This window comes from Kitasatospora sp. NPDC004615, from assembly GCF_042873545.1.
Lineage (GTDB): Bacteria > Actinomycetota > Actinomycetes > Streptomycetales > Streptomycetaceae > Kitasatospora.
This window is the reverse complement of the sequence record NZ_JBIALQ010000002.1, coordinates 248,881-266,671: the sequence shown is the minus strand read 5'-3', so window position 1 is coordinate 266,671 and position 17,791 is coordinate 248,881. Positions and strand designations below refer to the sequence as shown.

At 70.5% G+C, this 17,791-nt stretch carries 19 protein-coding genes; 5 read left to right on the top strand and 14 right to left on the bottom strand.

The window, feature by feature from the left end; translation table 11 throughout:
• Window positions 1-513: 513 nt before the first annotated feature.
• On the top strand, window positions 514-2,034 hold the full coding sequence (locus tag ACFYS8_RS08095) for a sensor histidine kinase (RefSeq protein ID WP_387637421.1): 1,521 nt from the start codon (window positions 514-516) through the stop codon (window positions 2,032-2,034).
• Window positions 2,035-2,370: 336 nt separating this feature from the next.
• Here ACFYS8_RS08095 and ACFYS8_RS08090 read toward each other — a convergent pair whose 3' ends face one another.
• Window positions 2,371-2,622, bottom strand: a complete 252-nt coding sequence (locus tag ACFYS8_RS08090; RefSeq protein ID WP_014138019.1) for a WhiB family transcriptional regulator — start codon at window positions 2,620-2,622, stop codon at window positions 2,371-2,373.
• A gap of 340 nt (window positions 2,623-2,962) precedes the next feature.
• On the bottom strand, window positions 2,963-3,934 hold the full coding sequence (locus tag ACFYS8_RS08085) for a diacylglycerol/lipid kinase family protein (RefSeq protein WP_387637417.1): 972 nt from the start codon (window positions 3,932-3,934) through the stop codon (window positions 2,963-2,965).
• A 51-nt stretch (window positions 3,935-3,985) separates the two neighbouring features.
• Here ACFYS8_RS08085 and ACFYS8_RS08080 point away from each other — a divergent pair, with 51 nt between their 5' ends.
• On the top strand, window positions 3,986-4,405 hold the full coding sequence (locus ACFYS8_RS08080; protein WP_387637414.1) for a hypothetical protein: 420 nt from the start codon (window positions 3,986-3,988) through the stop codon (window positions 4,403-4,405).
• Between the two features lie 74 nt (window positions 4,406-4,479).
• On the opposite strand, the gene ACFYS8_RS08075 is transcribed toward ACFYS8_RS08080, so the two are convergent.
• The 4 genes from ACFYS8_RS08075 to sodN form a co-directional block, all read right to left on the bottom strand.
• A complete protein-coding gene (locus ACFYS8_RS08075) occupies window positions 4,480-5,454 on the bottom strand; it encodes an RNA polymerase sigma factor SigF (protein WP_387637411.1) in 975 nt (324 codons plus the stop codon).
• Window positions 5,455-5,491: 37 nt separating this feature from the next.
• Window positions 5,492-5,905 carry an anti-sigma regulatory factor gene (locus ACFYS8_RS08070; protein WP_387637409.1) on the bottom strand — a complete coding sequence of 138 codons (414 nt, stop codon included), beginning with the start codon at window positions 5,903-5,905 and terminating at the stop codon, window positions 5,492-5,494.
• A gap of 172 nt (window positions 5,906-6,077) precedes the next feature.
• The gene (locus ACFYS8_RS08065; RefSeq protein ID WP_387638852.1) at window positions 6,078-6,557 is read right to left on the bottom strand and encodes a GNAT family N-acetyltransferase; all 480 of its coding nucleotides are present in this window, start codon (window positions 6,555-6,557) and stop codon (window positions 6,078-6,080) included.
• 210 nt (window positions 6,558-6,767) lie between these two features.
• Window positions 6,768-7,163 (bottom strand): superoxide dismutase, Ni, encoded by a 396-nt coding sequence (sodN, locus tag ACFYS8_RS08060; protein WP_030457790.1) that lies wholly within the window; start codon window positions 7,161-7,163, stop codon window positions 6,768-6,770.
• A 105-nt stretch (window positions 7,164-7,268) separates the two neighbouring features.
• Here sodN and sodX point away from each other — a divergent pair, with 105 nt between their 5' ends.
• Complete coding sequence (gene sodX / locus ACFYS8_RS08055; protein ID WP_387637406.1) at window positions 7,269-7,676, top strand: nickel-type superoxide dismutase maturation protease; 408 nt, start codon at window positions 7,269-7,271, stop codon at window positions 7,674-7,676.
• Window positions 7,677-7,683: 7 nt separating this feature from the next.
• On the opposite strand, the gene ACFYS8_RS08050 is transcribed toward sodX, so the two are convergent.
• The 5 genes from ACFYS8_RS08050 to ACFYS8_RS08030 form a co-directional block, all read right to left on the bottom strand.
• Window positions 7,684-8,277: a CGNR zinc finger domain-containing protein gene (locus ACFYS8_RS08050; protein ID WP_387637404.1), complete on the bottom strand. Its 594-nt coding sequence runs from the start codon at window positions 8,275-8,277 to the stop codon at window positions 7,684-7,686.
• Between the two features lie 125 nt (window positions 8,278-8,402).
• Window positions 8,403-9,155, bottom strand: coding sequence for an amino acid ABC transporter ATP-binding protein (locus ACFYS8_RS08045; protein ID WP_387638849.1), 753 nt, complete (start codon window positions 9,153-9,155; stop codon window positions 8,403-8,405).
• A 35-nt stretch (window positions 9,156-9,190) separates the two neighbouring features.
• On the bottom strand, window positions 9,191-10,165 hold the full coding sequence (locus ACFYS8_RS08040; RefSeq protein ID WP_387637401.1) for an amino acid ABC transporter permease: 975 nt from the start codon (window positions 10,163-10,165) through the stop codon (window positions 9,191-9,193).
• Window positions 10,166-10,199: 34 nt separating this feature from the next.
• Entirely contained in the window at window positions 10,200-11,141 is a 942-nt protein-coding gene (locus ACFYS8_RS08035; RefSeq protein WP_387637399.1) for an ABC transporter substrate-binding protein, read from the bottom strand.
• A 303-nt stretch (window positions 11,142-11,444) separates the two neighbouring features.
• Window positions 11,445-12,314, bottom strand: coding sequence for an ABC transporter substrate-binding protein (locus tag ACFYS8_RS08030; RefSeq protein WP_387637397.1), 870 nt, complete (start codon window positions 12,312-12,314; stop codon window positions 11,445-11,447).
• A gap of 662 nt (window positions 12,315-12,976) precedes the next feature.
• Here ACFYS8_RS08030 and ACFYS8_RS08025 point away from each other — a divergent pair.
• Together ACFYS8_RS08025 and ACFYS8_RS08020 are read left to right on the top strand one after the other, a co-directional pair.
• Window positions 12,977-14,170 (top strand): NADP-dependent malic enzyme, encoded by a 1,194-nt coding sequence (locus ACFYS8_RS08025; RefSeq protein WP_387637394.1) that lies wholly within the window; start codon window positions 12,977-12,979, stop codon window positions 14,168-14,170.
• 199 nt (window positions 14,171-14,369) lie between these two features.
• Window positions 14,370-15,332 carry a zinc-binding dehydrogenase gene (locus ACFYS8_RS08020; RefSeq protein ID WP_387637392.1) on the top strand — a complete coding sequence of 321 codons (963 nt, stop codon included), beginning with the start codon at window positions 14,370-14,372 and terminating at the stop codon, window positions 15,330-15,332.
• A 64-nt stretch (window positions 15,333-15,396) separates the two neighbouring features.
• Here the strand turns inward: ACFYS8_RS08020 and ACFYS8_RS08015 are convergent, their stop codons facing one another.
• The 3 genes from ACFYS8_RS08015 to ACFYS8_RS08005 form a co-directional block, all read right to left on the bottom strand.
• The gene (locus tag ACFYS8_RS08015; protein WP_387637389.1) at window positions 15,397-16,401 is read right to left on the bottom strand and encodes a PadR family transcriptional regulator; all 1,005 of its coding nucleotides are present in this window, start codon (window positions 16,399-16,401) and stop codon (window positions 15,397-15,399) included.
• A gap of 1 nt (window position 16,402) precedes the next feature.
• The gene (locus ACFYS8_RS08010; RefSeq protein WP_387637387.1) at window positions 16,403-17,296 is read right to left on the bottom strand and encodes a DUF4097 domain-containing protein; all 894 of its coding nucleotides are present in this window, start codon (window positions 17,294-17,296) and stop codon (window positions 16,403-16,405) included.
• A gap of 220 nt (window positions 17,297-17,516) precedes the next feature.
• Window positions 17,517-17,699: a DUF6104 family protein gene (locus tag ACFYS8_RS08005; RefSeq protein ID WP_387637385.1), complete on the bottom strand. Its 183-nt coding sequence runs from the start codon at window positions 17,697-17,699 to the stop codon at window positions 17,517-17,519.
• Between the last annotated feature and the right edge of the window lie 92 nt (window positions 17,700-17,791).

Here is a 17,791-nt window from a genome sequence, read left to right as displayed (position 1 = left end):
GTCGGTCAACACGAAAGGCCGCTTCCACCAGAAGTTCAGTGGGGGCGGCCTTTCGTGGGTGCGAAACCCAGGACGTGCACCACCAGGGGCGCGGGGAACTGCGCGACAAGCGCAGACGCAACGGTCAGGTCGCGATCAACGGCAAGTCATTGCCCGCGTTGCGATCTTGCTGTGAGGGCGTTCCCCTTCGCGCAGTTCCCCGCGCTCCTGGTTTCGCACCCGTCTGCTGGCGCGGAGAAACACTACGGGCCACGGCGCCGACACAGGACCCTCAACCTGTGCGGCACCGTAGCCCGGAGCTGTATGTCGGAGGCGGGGACCGTCCGAGAGTTGTGCGGGACCCTCGAACGACGCCTCCGACCGAGGAGCGGCCTCGCGCGGTCAGGGCAGTTGCGCGGGGGGCCTCTCCTTGGTGCACCTTCATTGTGGACTAGACCAATCTGCGTTGTCCAGAGGCCCGGGTCGATTGGTCTGGACAACATGCCCCGGGGTGGTCGGAGATACCCTCACGGTGTGCCCTCGCTGAACGAACTCGTCCGCCGCCACACCACCCTCACCGGTGCCGACGTGGAGTGGCTGCATCTGCTGGTCTCGGAGTGGCAGCTGCTCTCCGACCTGTCCTTCGCCGACCTGGTGCTGTGGATCCCCACCTGGGACGGCATCCGCTACGTCTCGGTGGCCCAGATGCGGCCCAACACCGGACCGACCTCGTACCAGGACGACATGGTCGGCCACCTGGTGCCCCGGGGCCGCCGGCCGTTGTTGGACGCGGCGTACGACGAGGGGCGGATCGTCCGGGAGGGCGACCCGGAGTGGCGGGAGGAGGTGCCGGTGCGGGTGGAGTCCATCCCGGTGCGACGGGACGGCAAGGTGCTGGGCGTGATCGCCCGGAACACCAACCTGCTGACGGTGCGCACCCCGAGCCGGCTGGAGTTGACCTACCTGCAGAGCGCCAGCGATCTGGCGCAGATGATCGCCGCCGGCACGTTCCCGTTCCCGGGCGCCGAGCAGGCCGACATGGACGCCGCGCCGCGGGTCGGCGATGGCCTGATCCGGCTGGACGCGGAGGGCGTGGTGACGTACGCCAGCCCGAACGCGCTGTCGGCGTACCACCGGCTGGGCCTGACCACCGACCTGGTGGGCAGTCATCTCGGCCAGGCCACCGCCGAGTTGGTGCCGCCGAGCCGCGGCAAGGTGCACGAGGCGATGGTGAAGATGGCCAGCGGCTGGGCGCCCCGGCAGACCGAGGTGGAGGCGCAGGGCGGCGTGGTGACCCTGCGGACCATCCCGCTGAAGCCCAAGGGGACGCCCACCGGTTCGCTGGTGCTCTGCCGCGACGTCACCGAACTCCGGCGCCGCGACCGCGAGTTGATGACCAAGGACGCCACCATCCGGGAGATCCACCACCGGGTGAAGAACAATCTGCAGACGGTCGCGGCGCTGCTGCGACTGCAGTCCCGCCGGATGGACTCGGATGCCGGCCGGGCCGCGCTGGACGAGGCGGTGCGCCGGGTCGGTTCGATCGCCATCGTGCACGAGACGCTGTCGCAGGCGCTGGACGAGCAGGTGGCGTTCGACGAGATCGCCGACCGGGTGCTGGCGATGGTGATGGAGCTGTCCCAGGACGGCCGGGTGGCGACCCGCCGCAGCGGCTCGTTCGGCATCCTGTCGGCCGAGGTGGCCACTCCGCTGGCGATGATCCTCACCGAGCTGACCCAGAACGCGCTGGAGCACGCGTTCGGCCCGTCCGCCTCCGGGAAGGTCGAGGTGAGTGCGCTGCGCGGCCGCGCGCCGGTGTCCGGCAAGGGCTGGTCGGACAGCTGGAACAGCGGGGCCCGGCCGGAGGAGTACCTGCTGATCACCGTGCAGGACGACGGCCGCGGCATGCCCGAGGGCTTCGACCCGCAGCAGGCCGGCAACCTCGGCCTGCAGATCGTCCGCACCCTGGCCACCGGTGAGCTCGGCGGCACCTTCGACATGGTGGCCGCGCCGGGCGGCGGCACCAAGGTGGTGCTGGAGATCCCGGTCCGCTGACCGGCGCACCCGGGCCAACGGAAACAGCCCGGGGAAACAGAAACGAGACCCTGCCGACCGGGGGGGGTGGGTCGGCAGGGCCTCTCAACCCGGTCCGGCCGTCGGGGGGAGTCGGCCGGAACGGGGGCTCTGGGGTGGCGCGACGCTCGCCTCGTGTGTTGCACACGGTGAGCGCCACAGGTCCACGATATTGCTCTAAGTGAACAGTATCAAGTGCCTGGGCGGCTCGCGTCGTCGGCCCCGCAGTTGGAGCGGGGCCCGTGCGGGAAGGCTCGGCCGGCCGAATGCGGCCGAACCCTTGATCGTGGGTTGATCCGTACTGCTTCTGATGCTGCGTCAGGCGGTGCGGGCGCGGTTGCGGGCGGCGCGGCGCTTCATCGCGCGACGCTCGTCCTCGCTCATGCCGCCCCAGACGCCGGCGTCCTGGCCGGTCTCGAGCGCCCACTGCAGGCACTGCTCCATGACGGGGCAACGGCGGCACACGGCCTTGGCTTCCTCGATCTGCAGCAGAGCAGGACCGGTGTTCCCGATCGGGAAGAACAGCTCCGGGTCCTCTTCGCGGCAGACAGCGCGGTGGCGCCAGTCCATGGTCGTCCAACTCCTCCGGTCACGGACGGTGCCCGCGACTCACTCGTATGGCTTGTGAATGTGAACGCTTTCACGAATCCCGTAACAGCAAAAGGGACCAAAGGCCCACCGGGCCCGGGAGGTCTTTGCTGGAAGGGGTTCGGCGATTCGAGGGACTCTGCCGCGATGTCGTCTGCGGTGTGTCCCGATCGCCATGTAGAGGTTCGCAAACCTCGAAGCCGGATACAACCCCCTTCGGCAAGAAATTTTTGATTCTTCGGTGTCGCCTACCTCACAGGCGGTACTTCTATGGGGTGAAGGGGCTCGAACGTTCGAGTGCAAGGTGAAGACCCCCTTCTGGTCACACAATCACACGCAGTGCCCGTCGTACGCCTGTGAAACTGACGCGACTCCTGTCTCCAAGGTGGTCCCCGTCGACCTGAAACGGCACCGGTTCCTGTGAAACCAAGGTGAAGTGTCTGACGTCGTGATAGGAGACGAGATGCTTTCCGGTCGGGCCGGCAGGGCGTGCGCCGTCCTCTGCCGAGGGCTGCGGGCGCAGGATCTGACGGACCGTCCGGGCGGTGCGGAACGCCGTCATTCGAGTGATGCCGAAGATGTCCAGATCGGTTTCGAACGATGCCGAGGGGGACGGAAAGACCGGACGGGAGCCCAGATAGGTCCACGGAGAGGTGTTGGAGACTATGGCCATCACCATGCCCGGCACCGGTTCCCGGCCGCTGATCTCCAGGGAGATCGGGCCCGAACGGCGGCGCTCACGCTCGGTCACGTAGTGCCGCAGCGCCTCCATGACATAGAGCGCGTGAGTGGATTTGCGCCCCGCCCGGCGCTGACGCTCCACCCGGCCGACCACGCCCGCGTCGAACCCCAGTCCGGCGGTGAAGGTGAACCAGCGGTCCGGCTCGCCGGCGCTCAGCGCCTTGCCCAGACCGATCGCGCGCTCCCGCCGGTGCTCCAACGCGTCCAGGAGTGCGCCGGTGGCCTCCACCGGATCGTTGGGGAGCCCCAGCGCGCGGGCGAACACATTGGTCGACCCGCCCGGCACCACCGCCAGCCGCGGCACCCGCTCGCCCGGACCGTGCGCCAGCAGGCCGTTCACGACCTCGTTCACCGTGCCGTCGCCGCCCAGCGCCACCACCAGGTCCACCGAGCCGTCCTCGGCCGCGTGCCGGGCCAGATCGCCCGCGTGCCCCCGGTACTGGGTCTCCGCGACATCCAGCTTCAGATCGCTGCGCAGGGCATGGATCAGGACGTCCCGGGTCCGGCCACTGGTGGTGGTCGCCTTCGGGTTCACGACCAGGAGAGCGCGCATGGCGATCAGCCTACGACCCGTCCGACGTAAGACGACCGTTACCCTGGCCCGGTGACCGCTGAATCCGCTCCCGCCACCACCACCGCCCCCGACCGGCCCGTCCCGCTGCTCGTCGGCGCGGGCATCACCGCGCTGGAGGGCGCGGCGATGGCGGGTTGGGGAATCTACGACCTGATCTCCGGCTTCCTCGGCTCGGAGGCCGCCTTCGGCCGCGCCGAGATGGGCGGCGCCGTGCTCGTGCTGATGGGCCTGCTGCCGCTGCTGGCCGGCCGCGCGCTGCTGCGCGGGCAGAAGTGGGGCCGCAGCCCCGCCGTGCTCACCAACTCGATCTGCCTGCCGGTCGCGTACTACATGTGGCAGTCCGGCGGCGGCATGGTCGCCGTCGGCGCCGCGGTCGCGGTGATCGGCCTGGCCGGCATCGTCGCGCTGCTCAACCCGCGGGTCACCGCGGTGCTCTACGGCGAGCAGTAGCCGCCCCCTACGCACGGCGCAGGGCCCGCCCCCGGGATCGGGGACGGGCCCTGCGGCGTACGTGCGAGGGGTGGTTACTCCTCGACCAGCAGCTTTTCGCGCAGCTGCGCCAGGGTGCGGGCCAGCAGCCGGGAGACGTGCATCTGGGAGATGCCGACCTCGGCCGCGATCTGCGACTGCGTCATGTTCCGGAAGAACCGCAGCACCAGGATCTTCTGCTCCCGGGGCGGGAGTTGGGCCAGCAGCGGCTTCAGCGACTCGCGGTACTCGACGCCCTCCAGGGCCTCGTCCGTGGCGCCCAGGGTGTCCGCGACGGCCGGCGACTCGTCGTCGCTGTCCGGCACGTCCAGGGACAGCGTGGAGTACGCGTTGGCGGACTCCAGGCCCTCCAGCACGTCCTCCTCGGAGATGCCCAGGTGTTCGGCCAGCTCGTGCACCGTGGGGGAGCGGCCGTGCCGCTGGGACAGCTCGCTGGTCGCCGTGGTCAGCGACAGCCGCAGCTCCTGCAGCCGGCGCGGCACCCGCACCGCCCAGCCCTTGTCGCGGAAGTGGCGCTTGATCTCGCCGACGATGGTGGGCGTCGCGTAGGTGGAGAACTCGACGCCGCGCTCGTGGTCGAAGCGGTCCACCGACTTGATCAGGCCGATGGTGGCGACCTGGGTCAGGTCGTCCAGCGGCTCGCCGCGATTGCGGAACCGGCGGGCCAGGTGCTCGACCAGCGGGATGTGCATCCGGACCAGCTGGTTGCGGATCTCCACCCGCTCCGCCGACCCCTCCGGCAGCTCGGACAGCCGCACGAACAGGGCCCGGGCCGCCTCGCGGTCGGGCGCGCCGCTGCGGTGCCCCTGTGCCGGGACGGTCGAGCGGACGGCCTCGGCGGCGGCCGCCGGGCCGCCCTCCTCGGGCTCGGCCGCGGGCCGCTCGGGCTTCGGGTCGGTCGGCTGGCTCATCCGGCTGGGGTCCTTCGGGAGGGCTTCGTCAGGGGTGGCGGTGCGGGCAACGCTGGCCTGCGGAGGTACGACGGCAACTGTGCGGTCCAGATCACTCACGGCGATCACCCGTTCCGTTCCGAGAACACGTCACTACCTACGGCTGGCCCGGCGACCCGCCGCGCTTCTTGTGCAGGCTGATGGAGACGGTGTTGTCCGCGGCCACCGTGGAGTCCACCTCGCCGGCCAGTGCGGAGAGCACCGTCCAGGCGAAGGTGTCCCGTTCCGGGGCCCGCCCGTCGGTGGTCGGGGCGGACACGGTGACCCGCAGCGCGTCCCCGACCAGGCGGAACTCGCAGCTCAGGATCGAGCCAGGAACGGCCTGTTGGAGCAGGATCGCGCACGCCTCGTCCACCGCGATGCGGAGATCCTCGATCTCGTCCAGGGTGAAGTCCAGCCGGGCCGCGAGGCCGGCCGTGGCCGTCCGCAGCACCGAGAGGTAGGCGCCCGCCGCGGGCAGGCGGACCTCGACGAAGTCCTTCACTCCGGGCTCGCTGTCGATCTGGGACACCCTCACCTCCTGGGCAACGCTCGGTGCTTGGGGGTCCGGAGACCCCGGCACCACCACTGGCAATGGTTCAACTGCCTTGTGCCCCGAGACGTTACCGCGCCCGGGGCCGGTCTGTCGTGATCTCCGTCCACCGTCACGGGAACGAGGGACCGGTGTTCGAAATGCGCTGCGCTCAGCGGGGCGTGGAACCCAGCTCGGTGAGCGCGTCGTCGGTGAGCCGGAAGACCGTCCACTCGTCCATCGGGACGGCGCCCAGCGACTTGTAGAAGCCGATCGACGGCTCGTTCCAGTCCAGCACCGACCACTCCAGCCGGTGATAGCCGCGCTCCACGCAGATCCGGGCCAATTCGGTGAGCAGCGCCTTGCCGTGGCCCCCACCGCGCTTGTCGGGGGAGACGTACAGGTCTTCCAGATAAATGCCATGAGTGCCGCGCCAGGTCGAGAAGTTGCGGAACCACAGCGCGAAACCGGCCGGCACGCCCGACTCGTCCTCGGCGATCAGGCCGAACAGGGCGGGGTGCTCGCCGAACAGCGCGTCGTGCAGCTGCTCCTCGGTGGCCCGGGCCTCGTGCAGGGCCTTCTCGTAGTCGGCGAGCTCGCGGATCATGGCGTGGATGACGGGAACGTCGGCGGGAGTCGCGGTGCGGATCATACGATCGAGCGTACTCATCTCCCCCCTCCTTCCGGAAAGCCCCAGAGGCCGGGAAATTGCTGTATGCCCGGGAGGAACCTGGGAAAACCCCGGGCCGGGCCGGGGCCGGGCCGGGGCAGGGTCGGGGCCCGGAAATGCGGAACCCGACCGCCGGGGCCCCGGGGCGGGGGCGGTGGCGGCCGGGTTCCGGCAGACGCAACTGGCGTGGCGTCAGGCCTTCTTGGTCTCCCAGAAGATCGCGTCGATCTCGGCGATCAGGTCCAGCAGGGCCTGGCCGGTCGCCGGGTCGGTGGACGCCTTGGCGGCCGAAGCGGCCTTGCCGGCACGGTTGAACAGGTCGTGCAGGCCCGGGTAGGCCTCGAAGTGCGGGGCCTTGAAGTAGTCGGTGTGCAGCACCGAGAGGTGGTGCTTGACCAGCTCGGCGCGCTCCTCCTTGATGACGATCGCACGAGCGCGGAACTCGGCGTCCTCGTTGGCCTGGTACTTCTCCTGAGTGGCCTTCACCGACTCGGCCTCGATGCGGGCCTGGGCGGGGTCGTACACGCCGCAGGGCAGGTCACAGTGCGCGTGGGCGGTGACCCGCGGAGCAAACAGACGAGAGAACATGGGGGTCCTTCCTTAGATCGTCTTCCCGGGCCCGACATTACCCTCACGGCGAGCCGAATTCGCCGTCGCCCCGGGGGCCTAGGGCAAAAGAAGGAGTCATAAATCGTGCGATATGGGACACCGTTCGGCGTCGCCGACATCGCCGGACCGTCGATGCGCCGGCTGCTGTCCGACGGGGACCGGGTGCTGGTGCGCTACGGCGCCCCGCTGCGGCCGGGCGCGATCGCGCTGTTCAGGCACCCACTGCAGCAGAATCTGCTGGTGGTGAAGCGGGTCGCGGGCCGCCGGCCGGGCGGCTGGTGGATGCTCTCCGACAACCCGCTGGTGCACACCGACAGCCGCGAATACGGCACGGTGCCGGACGAGTTGGTGCTCGGCCGGGTGCTGCTCCGGCTGGCGCCCCGGCCGGCCTGGCTGGCGCCGGGGCGCGGCCTGGAGCGCGCGCTGCGCGGCCGCCCGGCGTGGCTGGCCGAGCGGCTGGGCGTCAGCGCGCCGGTGGAGACGGAGCTCTGATGCTGCCTCAGGCTTGGGCGGCGGCCAGTGCGCGCTGCGCCTCCTGGCGCTTGCGGGCCCGGTAGGCGGCCACGTTGGCGCGGGTGGCGCAGCGGTCCGAGCAGTAGCGGCGGGAGCGGTTGGTGGAGGTGTCCAGGTAGGCGTTGCGGCAGGGCGAGGCCTGGCAGATGCCGAGCCGGTCGACGCCGAGTTCGGTGAGGTGGATGGCCAGCCCCATGCAGGCGACGGCGGCGTAGTTGGCGGCCGCGGTGGGCGCGTTGTCGGCCAGGTGCAGGTGCCAGTTGGGGCGGCCGGTGTCGTCCAGGTCGTCGTGGCCGGAGACCAGCGGGCTGACGGGGTACTCCACCATCAGGCTGTTCAGCAGGTTGACGGCGCGGAAGTCCTCGCCCTCGGCGGCGGCCTCGAAGACGCCGCGCAGCCGGGTGCGGACGCCGCGCAGCCTGGGGAGGTCGGACTCGTCGGCGAGCGCGGAGGCCCGGGCGGAGGTGCTGCCGAACAGGGCCCGGACGGCGTCCACCGAGGTGAGGCCGTCGGTGCCGCGGTCCGGCTCCTCGCTGTTGACCAGCCGGACGGCGAAGTCGGCGTACGAGGCGAGATCCACGGGGGTCCTTCCGAGGCGGGATGTAACGGGTCTACTGGCTCCAGGGTATTACAGGCCGGTGGGCGGACATGCCGGTGCCCGCCGCATGTGGGGCGTGCGGCGGGCACCGGGGGAGTGCGGCGGGGTCAGAGCACCTTGGACAGGAACGCCCGGGTGCGCTCGTGCTGCGGGTTGGTGAGCACCTCGCGCGGGTGGCCGGACTCGACCACCACACCGCCGTCCATGAACACCAGGGCGTCGCCGACCTCGCGGGCGAAGCCCATCTCGTGGGTGACCACGATCATCGTCATGCCCTCCTCGGCCAGGCCGCGCATGACGTCCAGCACCTCGCCGACCAGTTCGGGGTCGAGCGCCGAGGTGGGCTCGTCGAACAGCATCAGCTTGGGCTGCATGGCCAGCGCCCGGGCGATCGCCACCCGCTGCTGCTGACCGCCGGAGAGCTGGGTGGGGTAGTTGCCGGCCTTGTTGGCCAGCCCGACCCGCTCCAGCAGGACCATGGCCCGCTCCTTGGCGGCCGCCCGGTTCTCCTTCTTGACCTGCACCGGCGCCTCTATGACGTTCTCCAGCGCGGTCATGTGCGGGAACAGGTTGAACCGCTGGAACACCATGCCGATGTCCTGGCGCTTCAGCGCGACCTCGCGGTCCTTCAGCTCGTACAGCCGGTCGCCGCGCTGCCGGTAGCCGACCAGTTCGCCGTCGACGTACAGCCGGCCGGCGTTGATCTGCTCCAGGTGGTTGATGCAGCGAAGGAAGGTGGACTTTCCGGAGCCGGACGGGCCGACCAGGCAGAACACCTCGTTCTGCTTCACCTCCAGGTCGATGCCCTTGAGCACCTCGACCTGGCCGTACGACTTGTGCACGCCCTCGGCCTTGACCATCGGCTGGTCGGTGGCCTGCGGCTTGGTCAGGTCGGTCATGCGTGGCTCCCTCCGCCCGGCACCTCGGTGTCAGCGGGGGCGGCCTTCGGGGCGGACTTGCCCGCGAACATGGCCTGCACGCGCTGGATCGGGGTGGGCGGCAGCGTCCGGTTGGCGCCCCGGGCGTAGTGCCGCTCGATGTAGTACTGGATGACCGTCAGGATCGAGGTCATCAGCAGGTAGTACATGGAGACGGCGATCAGCACCGGGATGGTCTGGAAGGTGCGGGCGTAGATGTCGTGGCCGGCGGTGAACAGCTCGACCAGCGCGATCACCTGGACCAGCGAGGTGGTCTTCAGCATCGAGATGGTCTCGTTGCCGGTTGGCGGGATGATCACCCGCATCGCCTGCGGCAGCACGATCCGGCGCATGGTGGCCAGCTTGGACATGCCGAGCGCGTGCGCCGCCTCGGTCTGTCCCTCGTCCACCGACTGGATGCCGGCCCGGACGATCTCCGCCATGTACGCGGCCTCGTTCAGGCCGAGGCCGAGCAGCGCGGCGGTGAACACCGGGATCAGGGTGTTGGAGCTCTCGGACCAGAACGACGGGCCGAACGGGATGCCGATCGACAGCGTCGGCCAGAGCGCGCCGATGCTGTTCCAGAACACCAGCTGCACCAGCACGGGAGTGCCGCGGAAGATCCAGATGTACACCCAGGCGGTCCCGGAGAGCACCGGGTTCGAGGAGAGCCGCATGACGGCCAGCAGCACACCGCCGACCACGCCCATCAGCATGGACAGGACGGTCAGCTCCAGGGTCACCCAGATGCCGTGGACGACGGTGGGATCAGTGAGGGTCGCGCGGACGATGTCCCACTTGATCGCCTCGTTGGTGAGGAGGGCGTGGAGCAGCATGGCCGCGAGAACGGCGATGACGGCTACTCCGACCCAGCGTCCGGGGTGGCGGACCGGGACGGCCTTGATGGCCTGGTGCTGTCCCGATGTCACCGACCCCTGGTCGGTCTTGTTCACGTGTACCTCGTCAGGGGTTCGGGCGGGCGGAGGGTCAGCTCTTCGCGGCGTTGATCTCGGAGGTGGTGACGGCGCCGGCGGCGACACCCCACTTGTCGAGGACGGCCTTGTAGGTGCCGTCGGCGATGAGCGCGGTGATCGCGCCCTGGACGGCCTTGGTCAGCTCGGTGCCCTTGTTGACGATCACGCCGTACGGGGCGGAGTCGTAGGTGTCGCCGACCTTCTCCAGCTGGCCGCCGGTCTGCTTCAGCGCGTAGTCGACGACCGGGGAGTCGGCCAGCATGACCTGGTCGCGGCCGGCCATCAGGGACTGGGTGACGTCCGTCTGGAGGACGAACTTGTCGCCGTCGTTCGGGATGGCGGGCTTGCCGGCCTTGGCGCACGCCGGGTTCAGGGTGTCCTTGACCTCGTCGGCCTGGGTGGTGCCGGTCTGCACGGCGACCTTCTTGCCGCACAGGTCCTTCGGGTCGATCTTGTTCGGGTTGCCCTTCTTCACGGCGGCGGCGGAGCCGGCGGTGAAGTAGGTGACCATGTCGACGGTCTTCTCGCGCTCCTTCGTGTCGGTGAAGGAGCTCATGCCGAGCTGGTACTTGTTCGAGGAGATGCCCGGGATGATCGCGGTGAACTCGGCGTTCTGGACGTCCGCGGTGAGGCCGAGCTTCTGGGCGATGGCGACCCCGAGGTCGATGTCCATGCCGACGATGTTGCCCTTGTCGTCCTTGAACTCGTTGGGCGCGTAGGAGGCGTCCGCGGCGATCACGAGCTTGCCGGAGGCCTTGACGTCGGCCGGGAGGAGGGCGGCCAGCGCCGGGTCGGCGGAGGCGGCCGGGATGACCTGGGTCGGTATGGCCGCGGCGCCCGCGCCACCGCCGGAGCCGGAGTTGCTGGTGGTGCTCCCGCAGGCGGTGAGGAGCAGGGAACCGGTGGCGAGGACGGCGGCCGCGGCGATCAGCCGGGTGCGCGGGGTACGGGTCATGAGGGGATCCTCCTGGGGAGTCGGACGGGGTCAGCGCCGCTTGGGGGGAACGGTGCGGGGATACAGCGGGGTCGGTGCTCGCCACCCTCCGCCGAGGTGACACGTGGATCCGATGTGTGGGAATCCTGCCACCGTGAAGGCCTGATCAGGCGCCGGATCAGATCAAAATCGGATAACAGGACCACCATGTGTCCGCTATTCGGACTATTCGCCTGGCCATGTCACATTGTGCATAAGTATGCACCCATGGGCTGCCGGGGCCCAGGACCGCCACCGGCCCCGGGCCCCGTCCCACACGAGGCCCTAGAAGCCGCCGTTCACCACCGCGTTCTGCGCCGCACCCGCGGTCAGACCCCACTTCGAAAGGATCTTTTCGTACTCACCACTGCGGATCACCCGGTCGAGTGCCTTCGCCAAGGTGTCCCGCAGCGCGGTGTCCTCCTTGGACAGCACGATCCCGTACGGACCCGGCTGCATCTGCTCGCCCACCACCTGGAACTGCGCACCCGCGCGCCCCTGCTGCGCCGCGTACGCCGCCGCGGGCGTGTCACTCAGGTCGGCGACCGCCTTGCCCTGCGCCACCAGCGCGAGCGCCTGGTCGTCGGTGTCGGTCTGCTGCACCGTCAGCTTCTTGCGGGTCTTCTCGCACACCGGGACCTGACGCTCGGCCAGCGCCGCCTGCACAGTGCTGCGCTGGAGAGCCACCGTCCGCCCGCACAGGTCGTCCAGGGTGGCGATCTTCTGCGGGTTGCCCTTGGCCACCACGATCGAGGTGCCGGTGACGAAGTAGTCGATGAAGTCCACGCCGGAGTTCATCTTCATGCCCTTGGCGTCGGTGCCGTCCCGGCGCTGCAGGTTGTCGGTCATCCCCGACATCACCACGTCGAACTCGCGGCCCTGCAGCCCCAGGAACAGCCGGTCGAACGGTGTCTGGCTGAACTCCACCCGCACGCCCAGCGCGCGGCCCAGCGCGTTCGCCAGATCGACGTCCAGGCCGTCCGGCTTGCCCTCGGCGTTCTTGAACCCGATCGGCGCGTAGCCCAGGTCGGTGCCGACCCGCAGCACCCCCGCACTGCGCACCGGGTCGGGCAGCTGCCCGTGCAGGTCGGGGGCCGCGGAATCCCCCGAGGGGGACGTGCTGGTGCAGGCCGCCAGCAGCAGTGAACCGGCCACCGCGGCGAGGCCGAGCCGCTGACCTGCACGCGGTCTCGCGTGCGGTCCTTCCTGCGGTCTCGCCGAGGGAGCGGAGGGGTGGGTGGCGAACGACATGAGGGATCCTCCTGTGGAGAGGTGGCGCGGGCCGGCGCCGGTGCGCGGGTGTGCGCGACCGGGCGCGGGGGCGGGCCTCCGGACGCGGAGCGGAAAGGCGTGGGAACGTCCGGACAACGGTGGTCGAACTCCGGATACTGCCATCCCACCCGGACGACCCCGGTGGCGGGTGTGTCAGAATCTGCTATCGGGTGACCCCCGACGCAGAACTCAGACCGCCGGTTCGCCACAGGGCCGGGGGTGCGCAGGAACGGAAGCCGTCACCGGCTCCGTATCCGAAGCACCAGCTCCCTTGCGTGTCTGCGTTCACTCCTGCGAGTGCCTGCGGACCCCTCGCTATCGGGGGCCACGCGGAACAAGACGGACCCGGTACATGTTGCGAAGCCGGTGTCCCGACGAAAGCGCAGAACACCGAAAACCCTCACCCGAGGGCGCCCGCCCGACGGCAGCGCCCCGACCCGGCCACGGGTACGCCACCGACGGCGTGCCCGTCTTCGCGCATCGGCGCGCGAACGGGTCGAAGTCCGTCGGAAACGCGCCTTCGCTGATATGACGAAGAGGTCATTGTGGCAGCGGAGATCATCACCGACACCCAGAGCACGGACGACCCGGTCGACGCCGTCTTCGCGCTGCACCGCGGCGGCAAGATGGAGATCCGGGCCACCGTCCCGGTGCGCGACGCGGACGACCTGTCCCTCGCCTACACCCCCGGCGTCGCCCGCGTCTGCACCGCGATCGCGGAGAAGCCCGAGCTGGTCAACGACTACACCTGGAAGGCCAACACCGTCGCCGTCGTCACCGACGGCACCGCGGTGCTCGGCCTCGGCGACATCGGCCCCGAGGCCTCGCTGCCCGTCATGGAGGGCAAGGCCATCCTGTTCAAGCAGTTCGCCGGCGTCGACGCGGTGCCGATCGCGCTCGCCTGCACCGAGGTCGACGAGATCGTCGAGACCGTGGTCCGGATGGCCCCGTCCTTCGGCGGCATCAACCTGGAGGACATCTCCGCCCCCCGCTGCTTCGAGATCGAGAAGCAGCTCCAGGAGCGGCTCGACATCCCGGTCTTCCACGACGACCAGCACGGCACCGCGATCGTCAGCACCGCCGCCCTGTGGAACGCCGCCAAGGTCACCGGCCGCGAGATCGGCGACCTGCGGGCCGTCATTTCCGGCGCCGGCGCCGCCGGCATCGCGATCGCCAAGATGCTGGTCGCCGCCGGCATCGGCGACGTCGCCGTCTGCGACCGCCGCGGCGTGGTCTACGAGGGCCGCGGCGACCTGACCGACGCCAAGGCGGAGATCGCCGCGCTCACCAACCGCACCGGCCTGAAGGGCAGCCTCGTGGACGCCCTGAACGGCGCGGACGTCTTCATCGGCGTCTCCGGCGGCACCGTCCCCGAGGAGGCCGTCGCCACCATGGCGCCCGGCTGCTTCATCTTCGCGATGGCCAACCCCACCCCGGAGATCCACCCCGAGGTCGCTCACCGCTACGCGGCGGTCGTCGCCACCGGGCGCTCCGACTTCCCGAACCAGATCAACAACGTGCTCGCCTTCCCCGGCATCTTCGCCGGCGCGCTGTCGGTCCGGGCCAGCCGGATCTCCGAGGGCATGAAGCTCGCCGCCGCGAAGGCCCTGGCGGGCGTCGTCGCCGACGAGCTGACCCCGCAGAAGGTCATCCCGTCCCCCTTCGACGAGCGCGTCGCCCCGGCGGTCACCCGCGCGGTCGCTGACGCGGCGAAGGCGGAGGGTCTCGCGCGAGTGTGAGAACAGGGGCGCGGGGAGACTCGCGCGAGCGGCGGGGTGCGAAACCAGGGGCGCGGGGAACTGCGCGACAAGCGCACACCTGTCCGTAAGGTCGCGATCAATGGCAAGGCATTGCCTGCGTCGCGATCTTGCGGTTGGGGCCTTCCGCTTCGCGCAGTTCCCCGCGCCCCTGATGTTGCCCTCCTGTATGGTCCCGGGCATGTTTGCTGCCTATGCCGCCCGTATCAGTCCTGACGATCCGTTGAGCGCGCTGGAGCTGGGGGAGTTGCCCGAGCCCGAGGTGCGGCCGGGGTGGAGCGTGGTGACGGTGAAGGCCGCCACGTTGAACCACCATGACCTGTGGTCGTTGCGGGGGGTGGGGCTGCCGGCCGAGCGGCTTCCGATGATCCTGGGGTGCGACGCCTCGGGCGTCGATGAGCACGGCAACGAGGTAGTGATCCACTCGGTGATCGGACAGAGCGGTCACGGGGTGGGGCCGGACGAGCCGCGGTCGATTCTCACCGAGCGGTACCAGGGGACGTTCGCGCAGCGCGTCGCGGTGCCGACGTGGAACCTGCTGCCGAAGCCGAAGGAACTGAGCTTCGAGCAGGCGGCGTGCCTGCCGACGGCGTGGCTGACGGCGTACCGGATGCTGTTCACCAATGCGGGCGTGAAGCCGGGTGACACGGTGCTGGTGCAGGGGGCCGGTGGCGGGGTGTCGACGGCGCTGGTGGTGCTGGCGAAGGCGGCGGGGCTGCGGGTCTGGGTGACCGGGCGGGACGAGGCCAAGCGGGCCCGGGCGGTCGAGTTGGGCGCGGATGCCGCGTTCGAGAGCGGTGCCCGGCTGCCGGAGCGGGTGGACGCGGTGATGGAGACGGTGGGCGCGGCGACCTGGTCGCACTCGGTGAAGTCGTTGCGTCCGGGCGGCACCATCGTGATCTCGGGGGCGACCAGCGGGCCGAGCCCGAAGGCGGCCGAGCTGAACCGGATCTTCTTCCTGGAGCTGAAGGTGGTCGGTTCGACCATGGGGTCCAAGGAGGAGCTGGCCGGCCTGCTGGCGCTGTGCGCGAACTCCGGGGTGCGTCCGGTGATCGACTCGGTGCGGCCGTTGGCGGAGGCCCGGGAGGCGTTCGAGCAGCTGGAGCGCGGGCAGGTGTTCGGCAAGCTGGTGCTGACCCCCTGACAGCCTGACCCCCTGAGCAGGCGAAGAGCCCCTGACCTTCCTTCAGGTCAGGGGCTCTTCGGGCTCATCGGCGCTCGTGCAGGGCGCGGGCCGCGGCGGCCAGGGCCTGTTGGGCGCGGGCCAGGCCGGCGGCATCCACACCGCGGTCGCGGGCGGTGTCGCGGACGTGGTCGCGGAAGCGGTCGAGCAGGCGCTCCAGTTCGCGGGCCGGGTCGCCGGCCGGGTCGGTGCGGGCCCAGTCCGGCAGCTCGGTGTCGGACTTGTCGAGGTCGATCCGGACGGGCTCTTCCGGGGCCGGCGTCTCGGTGGCCGGTGTCTCGTGGGAGCCCCAGCGGGCGGCGTCGGCGAGTGAGCCGAGGCCGCGGGTGAGTTCGGCGAGGCCCTCGGCGAGGCCGGTGGACCAGTCGCCGTGCGAGGTGTGCTCGCGGACCTGTTCCTCGATCCGGCGCTTGAGCCGCAGCGCTTCCTGCTGGGCGGCGGTGCGGGCGGCCTTGGACTGCTCGCGCAGCCGCTTGGCCTCGGCCTCGGCGGCCTTGGCCTGCTGCCGGGCCGCCTTCTCCTGTTCCTTGGCGCGCCGGGCCTGTTCCTTGGCCTCGGCCTTGAGCTGGGCGAACTGTTCCTTGGCGCGCTGCCAGGACTCCTTGTCCCGCCAGGGTGCGGCGAACGGGTCGCCGCCGGCGGCGGGGGTCTGTTCGGCCTGCTGCCAGAGTTCGGCGCGCAGGTCCTTGGCGCTGTCCCGGACGTCCTGCCGGATGGCGCCGGCCAGCTGGCCGACGGAGTCGTGGATCTCGGCCTCCAGGGACGTCAACTCGTCCTGGCGGGAGGCGAGTTCGGTGCGCCCGGTGTCCGTCAGCCGGTAGACCTTGCGGCCGCCCTCGGTGGTGTGGCTGACCAGTCCCTCGGCCTCCAGCTTGGCGAGCCGGGGATAGACGGTGCCCGCGGAGGGCGCGTACAGGCCGTGGAAGCGCTCCTCCAGCAGGCGGATCACCTCGTACCCGTGCCGGGGGCTCTCGTCGAGCAGCTTCAGCAGGTACAGGCGAAGCCGGCCGTGGCCGAACACCGGGGTCATTTCAGGCCTCCTTGGTCAGGTCGAGCGGGCCGGAGGTCCGTTCCTTGGCCGGCCGGTCCTCCTCGGCGTCGGGACGGCGCTGGACGGTGACCGCGCCGGTGACGGTGGTCACCTGGAGGCGGCCGGCGCCGGAGCCGAGCTGGCCGGAGAGCTTCTTGGATCCCCAGCCGCCGCCGACGGCGAGCTCGGCGAAGGCGCTGGAGAGGGTTCCGCTGGTGGTGCCGGCCTCGACCTTGGCGTCGGCGAACGAGGGCAGCCGGACGCCGACCGCGCCGGAGACGGTGGTCACGCCGATGTCGGTGGGGGTGGCGGCGTCCAGGTCGAGGGTGACCGCGCCGGACACCGAGTGGGCGCGGATCCGGGTGGCGCTGCCGGCCACCAGGGTGACCGCGCCGGAGACCGTGTTGACCTTCAGCTCGCCGGACAGGCCCTCGGCGTCCACGTCGCCGGAGACGGTGTTGGCGGAGACCGGGCCGGTCAGCCCGGCCAGCGTGGTGTCGCCGCTGGCGCCGTTCACCGCGACCTCGCCGGTGATGCCGGAGACGGTGGCGTGCGCGGAGACCGTGCCGACCTTGACCGCGGCGGCGGCCGGGACGGCCACCGTGATCTCGGCCCGGCGCTTGCGGCGCAGGCCGGAGAAGTACGACTTGACGGTCTCCACGGACTTCACAGCCACGCCGACCTCGGCCCAGCTGAGGTCCTTGTAGCTGACGGTGAGTACGCCGTCGATCAGGGTCACCTCGAGCGGTTCGCCCTCCAGGGCGGCGACTTCGAGGCGGGCCGGTCCCTCGGTGGGGACCACGTTCACGGTGCCGTCGACGATCCGGACGTGCAGGATGTGCGCGGCCTCGTCGAAGGTGATGGTCTCGGTGCTGTCTACCGTCTGCTGGAACATGTCCGGCTCCCCGTCCTCCCATACGCGATGTATCGCGTCCTCTTTAATATTTACGATATATCGCGTCGGGTGGAAGTCAAGGAGATCCGACCCCGATCCGGACCCGGAGCGCACCCCGGCCGACCCCGACCCCACCCTGAAGGGCGACCCCGGGACCGCCCGGAAAAGCCGGCGGCCCGGGAGGCGAGAACGCCTGCCGGGCCGCGCTGCTGAGGGCTTGTCAGTCCTCGTCGTCCTCGTCGTCCAGCCGGGCCAGCCAGGTGGCCAGCCGCTCCACCGGCACCTCGAAGTCCGGGTTCAGGTCGACGAACTCGCGCAGGCGCTCGGCCAGCCACTCGAAAGTGACCTCCTCCTCGCCACGCCGGCTGTCCAGCTCCTCGATGCCGCGGTCGGTGAAGTACACGGTTACTCGCTCCGGTGGGTGGTTCTGGTACGCCGCCGCCCAGGATAGTGCGCCGCCCGGGAACGGGTGCGGCCCCCGCCCCCGGAGACCGG

Excerpts from the sequence above, each read along its gene's own strand:
- ACFYS8_RS08090 (WP_014138019.1), bottom strand. The coding sequence starts at position 2,622 with ATGGACTGGCGCCACCGCGCTGTCTGCCGCGAAGAGGACCCGGAGCTG.
- ACFYS8_RS08085 (WP_387637417.1), bottom strand. The coding sequence starts at position 3,934 with ATGCGCGCTCTCCTGGTCGTGAACCCGAAGGCGACCACCACCAGTGGC.
- ACFYS8_RS08065 (WP_387638852.1), bottom strand. The coding sequence starts at position 6,557 with ATGATCCGCACCGCGACTCCCGCCGACGTTCCCGTCATCCACGCCATG.
- sodN (WP_030457790.1), bottom strand. The coding sequence starts at position 7,163 with ATGTTCTCTCGTCTGTTTGCTCCGCGGGTCACCGCCCACGCGCACTGT.
- ACFYS8_RS08045 (WP_387638849.1), bottom strand. The coding sequence starts at position 9,155 with ATGGTCAAGGCCGAGGGCGTGCACAAGTCGTACGGCCAGGTCGAGGTG.
- ACFYS8_RS08035 (WP_387637399.1), bottom strand. The coding sequence starts at position 11,141 with ATGACCCGTACCCCGCGCACCCGGCTGATCGCCGCGGCCGCCGTCCTC.
- ACFYS8_RS08020 (WP_387637392.1), top strand. The coding sequence starts at position 14,370 with ATGTTTGCTGCCTATGCCGCCCGTATCAGTCCTGACGATCCGTTGAGC.
- ACFYS8_RS08015 (WP_387637389.1), bottom strand. The coding sequence starts at position 16,401 with ATGACCCCGGTGTTCGGCCACGGCCGGCTTCGCCTGTACCTGCTGAAG.
- ACFYS8_RS08010 (WP_387637387.1), bottom strand. The coding sequence starts at position 17,296 with ATGTTCCAGCAGACGGTAGACAGCACCGAGACCATCACCTTCGACGAG.